This is a genomic window from Bradyrhizobium sp. Unk1 (genome assembly GCF_059512345.1).
In genome coordinates this window covers 1-356 of record NZ_JCAMOP010000251.1, presented here as the reverse complement: position 1 = coordinate 356, position 356 = coordinate 1, and the positions used below count along the sequence as shown (strand labels likewise).

The 356-nt window shown below is 65.4% G+C and carries 1 pseudogene; it reads left to right on the top strand.

What is annotated here, in order from left to right:
* Positions 1-356 (top strand): annotated as a pseudogene (gene groEL, locus AC5ZFO_RS48360) (chaperonin GroEL); the annotation flags it as partial.

The following is a 356-nucleotide window of genomic DNA, read 5'->3' as shown; positions in this document are numbered from 1 at the left end:
CCGGGCTTCGGCGATCGCCGCAAGGCCATGCTGCAGGACATCGCGATCCTGACCGGCGGCCAGGCGATCTCGGAAGATCTCGGCATCAAGCTCGAGAACGTCACGCTCAACATGCTCGGTCGCGCCAAGAAGGTGATGATCGACAAGGAGAACACCACGATCGTCAACGGCGCCGGCAAGAAGGCCGACATCGAGGCGCGCGTGGCCCAGATCAAGGCGCAGATCGAGGAGACCACCTCGGACTACGACCGTGAGAAGCTCCAGGAGCGTCTCGCCAAGCTCGCGGGCGGCGTCGCGGTGATCCGCGTCGGCGGCGCGACCGAGGTCGAGGTGAAGGAGCGCAAGGATCGCGTTGA